Below are 257 nucleotides of genomic sequence, written 5' to 3'. Positions count from 1 at the left end.
GCCGCCCGGGACCGCGGGGACGGCGACGGCCCGGTCCTCGGCGCGGCCGCCCGCCCGGGTCCCCCCGCGCCGGGCCGAGCTCGGCTCGGTGTCCCAGTCCGCCTCGGGCGAGAGATTCCGGGGGCCGCCCGCGGACCCTGGCCCCGGGGTGTCCCGCCCCGCGCCGGTCACTCGGTGTCCTCGAAGCGGTGCTGCGGCGAACCGCGGAAAGTCCGGATCTCAGCCACATCGGCCAGCGAGACCCCGACCGAGGCCAC

Origin of the sequence: Leucobacter sp. M11, from assembly GCF_035726885.1 — a bacterium.
Classification (GTDB): Bacteria; Actinomycetota; Actinomycetes; order Actinomycetales; family Microbacteriaceae; genus JAPFRB01.
The sequence above is the reverse complement of the archived record's forward strand: the minus strand, read 5'-3'. Positions refer to the sequence as shown.